Below are 6,146 nucleotides of genomic sequence, written 5' to 3'. Positions count from 1 at the left end.
GCGCTCGCACTCGGGCCAGGGCCGGACCCTGAACAACCTGCTGTTCTTCGCGGCCTGCATGATCATCATGCTGGGCAGCTTCTGGGCCTTCGCCAGCTACCCCAACAGCCCGCTCATCTGGTTCGTCGGCCTGGGCCTCTACGCCCTGGCCCTGCTCATCCCGGTGGGCATCCTCCAGAACAGCACCGGCAAGAAGGCCCTCGGCGGGCGCACCCTGCTCATGGACGTCCCCCCGACCACCGAGGTCCCCGGCGAGCAGCCCACCGCCGCCGAGTTCGGCCAGGGCCCCCGGGACATCCGTGAGCGCGACGCCCGCACCGCCGCCGTCCACCACGGCGACAAGTTCGGCAAGGCGGTCGAGTAGTTCCTCCCACCCCGGTACGACTCGCCCCCTCCCGCGCGGGAGGGGGCCGACGTCGTTCTGCGGGCCGGTGCGCGGGGCGGGCCCGCTCAGGCGGTGGCGGGCTCCCTGGCGAAGACGGCCTCGACCACGCCGCGCGCCCACTCGAGGATCTCGCGGTCCACGAGGTCCTTGCCGCCGATCCGGGCGGTCTTCGGCTTGGGGATCAGCACCTGGGCGGTGTCCGTGCCGGGCACGGTCTTCACCTGCGCCCCGGGGTAGAGGCGGGTCAGGCGCATCTGCCGCGACTCGGGCAGCTCGGCCGGGGCGAAGCGGACCATGTTGCCCTGGGCGGCGACGTCGGTGAGCCCGGCCGCGCGGGCGGTCACCCGGAAGCGGGCGACCTCCAGCAGGTTCTGCACCGGCTCGGGGACCTCGCCGTAGCGGTCCACGAGCTCGTCGGCGACCTCCTGGATCGCCTCCTCGGTGGCCGCGTTGGCGAGGTTGCGGTAGGCCTCCAGGCGCAGCCGCTCCCCCGGGACGTACTCGTGCGGCAGGTAGGCGTTGACCGGCAGCTCGATCTTCATCTCGGTGGGCCGCTCGTCCTCCTCGCCGCGGTACTCGGCGACGGCCTCCCCCACGAGCCGCAGGTACATGTCGAAGCCCACCCCGGCGATGTGCCCGGACTGCTCCCCGCCCAGCAGGTTGCCGGCCCCGCGGATCTCGAGGTCCTTGACGGCCAGCTGCATGCCGGCGCCGAGCTCGTTGTGCGCGGCGACGGCCTTGAGCCGCTCCAGCGCCGTCTCGGAGAGCGGCTTCTCGGCCTGGTAGAGGAAGTAGGCGTAGGCCCGCTCGCGGCCGCGTCCCACGCGCCCGCGCAGCTGGTGCAGCTGGGAGAGGCCGTAGCGGTCGGCGCCGTCGACGATGAGGGTGTTGGCGTTGGCGATGTCCAGGCCGGTCTCCACGATGGTGGTGCAGACCAGGACGTCGAACTTCTTCTCCCAGAAGTCCACGATGATCTGCTCCAGCCGGGACTCGGACATCTGCCCGTGGGCCACCGCGATCCGCGCCTCGGGCACGAGCTCGGCGATCTCCTTGGCCTTGCGCTCGATCGAGGACACCCGGTTGTGGATGTAGAAGACCTGGCCCTCGCGCATCAGCTCGCGGCGCACCGCCGCGGAGACCTGCTTGTCCGTGTAGGCGCCCACGTAGGTGAGCACCGGGTGGCGCTCCTCCGGCGGGGTGGCCAGGGTGGAGGTCTCCCGGATCCCGGTCAGCGACATCTCGAGGGTGCGCGGGATGGGGGTCGCGGACATCGCCAGGACGTCCACGTTGGTGCGCATCGCCTTGAGCTTCTCCTTGTGCTCCACCCCGAAGCGCTGCTCCTCGTCGATGACCACCAGGCCGAGGTCCTTGAACTGGACCTCCTTGGACAGCAGCCGGTGGGTGCCGATCACCACGTCGATCGAGCCGTCCTTGAGCCCGGCGAGCGTCTCCTTCGTCTCCTTGGCGGTCTGGAACCGGGAGAGGGCGGCCAGGTGCACCGGGAACCCGGAGAAGCGCTCGGTGAAGGTCTCGGCGTGCTGCTGGGCCAGCAGCGTGGTGGGCACAAGCACCGCCACCTGCTTGCCGTCCTGCACGGCCTTGAACGCGGCGCGCACCGCGACCTCGGTCTTGCCGTAGCCCACGTCCCCGGAGATCAGCCGGTCCATGGGGACCTCCCGCTGCATGTCCGCCTTGACCTCGTCGATCGTGGTCAGCTGGTCGGGGGTCTCGATGTACGGGAAGGCCTCCTCCAGCTCGCGCTGCCACGGGGTGTCCTCGCCGAAGGCGTGGCCGCGGGAGGCCATCCGGGCGGAGTAGAGCCGGATGAGCTCGTTGGCGATGTCCTTGACGGCCTTCTTGGCCGCGCGCTTGGTCTTGTTCCAGTCCGCCCCGCCCATCTTGGACAGGCTGGGGGTCTCCCCGCCCACGTAGTTGGTGACCTGGTCGAGCTGGTCGGTGGGCACGAACAGCCGGTCCTTCGGGCCGTTGCGCTTGGACGCGGCGTACTCCAGCACCAGGTACTCGCGCACGGGCTTGGGCTGGCCCGGCTTCGTCATCGCCCCGGCGATGGGCCGCTGGATGAGCTCCACGAACTGGCCCACGCCGTGCTGCTCGTGCACCACGAAGTCCCCCGGGGACAGCGCGAGCGGGTCCACGGCGTTGCGCTTGCGCCGCACGGGCAGCTTGCGCATGTCCTTGGTGGTGTACGGGCTGGCCTTGCCCAGCAGGTCGGCCTCGGTGAGCAGCACGATTCGCGGGCCGTCGAGGGCGAAGCCCTTGCCGGCCACCGCGGTGGTCAGCTCCACGACCCCGGGCTGCGGCGGCTCCTCCAGCGACTCGCGGCGGGCGGCGGGGATGCCGGCGTCGTGCAGCAGCTCCGCGATCCGCGCCAGCGGGCCGGGGCCCTCGGTGACGGCGACGACGCGCCAGCCGTCGGCCACCCGCCCGCTCAGGAACTCCAGCATGGCCTCGACGTCCCCGTGGAAGCCCAGCGGGTCGCGGGCGGCCACGGTGAGGGTGTCGGCGTCGGAGTCGAGCAGGGCGATGTCCTCCGCGGCGGTGTCCGCGTCCACGTCCTGCCCGGCCACGGCGTTGACGTTCAGCGCGGTGACCGCCCACCAGCCGAGCCCGGCGTCGAGGGCGGTGGACCGGGCCTCGGCCAGGGTCTGGAAGGACCCGGAGGACAGGGTGCGGCCGCCGTCGTCGCCGGTGGGCAGGGCGTGCTCGGCGGAGCCGATGTCGATGGGCGCCGAGAGCCCGTCGGAGGCGGAGTCCCAGGCGGCCAGGAGGAACTCCTCGTTGGTGGCCACGAGGTCGTGCGCCCGGGCCCGGACCTTCTCCGGCTCCATCACTACCACCAGGGAGCCCGGCGGCAGCAGGGAGAGCATCGGGACCATGCCGTCCACCAGCAGCGGGGCCAGGGACTCCATGCCCTCCACGTAGATCCCGCCGGCGATCCGCTCGAGCATCGACTCGGCGCCGGGCAGGGCGTTGCGCAGCGCCGCGGCCCGGGACATCACGGACGGGGTGATGAGCACCTCGCGGCAGGGCGGGGCCACGAGCCGGTCGGGGTGGTCCGTGCCGGTGAGGGTGCGCTGATCGGCCACGGCGAACCAGCGCAGCTCGTCCACCTCGTCGCCGAAGAACTCGATCCGCACCGGGTGGTCCTCCACCGGGGAGAAGACGTCGATGATCCCGCCGCGCACGGCGAACTCCCCGCGGCGGGTCACCATGTCCACCCGGGCGTAGGCGGCCTGGGCCAGGGCGGTGACGGCGGCGTCGAAGTCCAGCTCCTCCCCGCGGGCGAAGCGCACCGGGGTCATCTCCCCCAGGCCCTCGACCACGGGCTGGAGCACGGAGCGCACCGGGGCGGTGAGCACCTGCAGCGGGCGCTCGGGGTCGTGGCCGGCCAGCCGGCGCAGCACGTCCAGGCGGCGGCCCACGGTGTCCGAGCGGGGCGAGAGCCGCTCGTGCGGCAGCGTCTCCCAGGCCGGGAACTCGGCGATCCCCGCGGTGGGCAGATAGGCGCCCAGGGCCGCGGCGAGGTCCTCGGACTCGCGGCCGGTGGCGGTGACCGCCAGCAGCACCGGCGCCCGGTCGTCGGCGGCACCGCCGGCGGCGTCGTCGAGGGCCCCGCGCAGCTGGGCGGTGATCACCGGGCGCATTCCGTCCGGGGCGCTGATCACGGTCTCGGGGCTGCGCTCCCCCGGCGGGAAGGCGGCCTGGGTGCGGAGGTTGGCGAAGGAGCGCTCCGCCCCGAGGGCGGCGAGCAGTCCGGACAAGGTCATGAGTGAGCTGTCTCCTGGGACGCTGAGGAAGGTGCTGGCAGAGCACAGGGGCTGTGGAAGCCAACGTTCGCGCCCCCAGCTTACTCCCGCACGCCGACAGGCCCGAGGGGGAGAGGGTCCTGCCCGGCCCCGCCGCGAGCGGCGAGCGGGCCGGGGTTCAGCGGAGCCCGCGCCGCAGCACCTCCTCGAGACCTCCGGCGGGTTCGCCCGGAGATCCCGTCCCACTGCGGAAGATGCCCATGTCGGGGCCGCGGTACTCCCAGTAGGCGAAGCTCAGGTCGTGCTCCTCGAGCAGGTCGAGCATGTCGGCGACCCAGCGCTCCCCGCCCTTGCTCTCCATCTCGAAGGTCTGCCGCACGGCGCCGAACTCCAGGACCGACATGGGGACGTGGTGCTCGGCGCCGAACTGCAGATGCTCGTCCATCCTCGCCTCGAGGTACGTCCTGTCGCGCTTCAGGAAGCGGCTGCTGCCGGGCCCTGACGACCGTGCGTACACGTCCAGCCGCCACCGGATCCGGGGTTCCTCGCCGTCCGCTCCGGCCACGTCCTCACCACGCATGTATCCCCTGATGCGGTACCGGTTCCCGGGCACGACCTCGAACAGGTGCCCGGTGCTGCTCCATCCCGCCACGGCGCCCGCCGGTGAGGCGCCGGTGACCGAGAGGCTCGCATCGTCCTCGTGACCGGAGGACTCCCGGTCGAAGTCCACCGCCGGCGCCGCTCCCTCCCGGCTCTGCCACTCGTACCAGTTGAGGGCGTCGCCGCTGATCCGGTCGTCGACCACCTCGCGGATCTCGGTCCCGTCCGGGGCGTACTCGGTGACGGTGACGGCGTCGAAGTGCGCGGTCCCCCGCATCCCGCCGTCCACGACGGCCACGGGTGCCGCGGCCGCGGCCGATTCGTCGTCGATCACGACCTCGCCGCTGTCGTACTGCACCCAGCTCGAGGTGCCGGTGGGCAGGGACTCGGTGTCGATGCTGCTCTCCCCCAGTCGGCGCGGTTCGCCGGTGGCCAGGACGGCGTCCGGGTCCGGATAGCTGCCGCCGTCACCGGCCGGTATCCAGCCGGCGAACTGGTGGGTGTAGGTGAAGGGCTCGTAGAAGTGGAAGTCGTACATGACGTTGTCGTCGTCCACCAGGAAGTGCGGGTCCTCCCCGGTCGTCCCGAAGAGGCCGTCGACCCCGTGGACCCCCTCGACCACCAGCAGGTGGTGCTCGTCCACGGACCGCACCGCCTCCACCAGCTGCCCGGCGAAGTCTCGCCACTGCTCGCCGGTGGAGTCGGTCGTCACCGGCTCGTTCAGCAGGTCGTACGCCGCGACGGTGGGCTCGTCCTGGTACCGGTCCGCGATCTCGCGCCACAACGCGGCGTTCTGCTGCCGCAGCTCCGGGTCCGACCACAGGTCGAAGCTGTAGTCCTCGCTGCCCCGGTCCAACCAGAAGCCGCCGATGGGAACGTGCAGGTCGAGGATGAGCCGCACGCCGTGCTGCCGGGCCCACCCGACGTTGCGGTCCAGCCACTGCCAGAACACCTCTGGGTCGTCCACGTACCAGTTGCCGTCGATGGCGAAGCGGATGCTGTCGAACCCCATCTCCCGCACGTGCGCCAGGTCCTGCTCCCCGTGGTGCGGGGAGTCCAGCAGGTCGGACCCGTGGACGTCGTCGTAGTAGCCGTTGGAGAAGTTCACCGCTCGCAGCCGGACGGGCTCACCGTTCACCGTCAGGCCCCGTCCGGCCGCCCGGACGAAGCCGTCGCCGTGCGGACCGGCGGGTGCCCCCAGGACTCGTCCGGGGTCCGGAGCGCATCCCGCCAGGGCGAGCACGACGACGCCCAGTACTGCCCCGGCCGTGCCGATACGTCGATCTCGATGGGCCATGTGCACCTCCGGGTCGGCCTGTTCACCCCAGTGCACCACGCCGCAGCCCTCGGATCCCGTCGGGTGACGCCGTTCTCCCGTGGTGTGGGGTGAAGTG

Annotated in this window: 3 protein-coding genes; 1 reads left to right on the top strand and 2 read right to left on the bottom strand. The window is 72.0% G+C overall.

Annotated features, from left to right (window positions below):
* Positions 1 to 364: hypothetical protein (locus BJF77_RS12340; protein ID WP_075872350.1), on the top strand; the 364-nt coding region annotated here is incomplete at its 5' end.
* Positions 365 to 450: 86 nt separating this feature from the next.
* Here the strand turns inward: BJF77_RS12340 and mfd are convergent.
* Entirely contained in the window at positions 451 to 4,173 is a 3,723-nt protein-coding gene (gene mfd / locus BJF77_RS12335; protein WP_075872349.1) for a transcription-repair coupling factor, read from the bottom strand.
* Positions 4,174 to 4,330: 157 nt separating this feature from the next.
* Positions 4,331 to 6,088, bottom strand: coding sequence for a glycoside hydrolase family 5 protein (locus BJF77_RS12330; RefSeq protein WP_083665132.1), 1,758 nt, complete (start codon positions 6,086 to 6,088; stop codon positions 4,331 to 4,333).
* Between the last annotated feature and the right edge of the window lie 58 nt (positions 6,089 to 6,146).

The organism is Kocuria sp. CNJ-770 (genome assembly GCF_001942375.1).
In the GTDB taxonomy this organism is placed as follows: Bacteria; Actinomycetota; Actinomycetes; order Actinomycetales; family Micrococcaceae; genus Kocuria; species Kocuria oceani.
The sequence above is the reverse complement of the archived record's forward strand: the minus strand, read 5'-3'. Positions and strand labels throughout refer to the sequence as shown.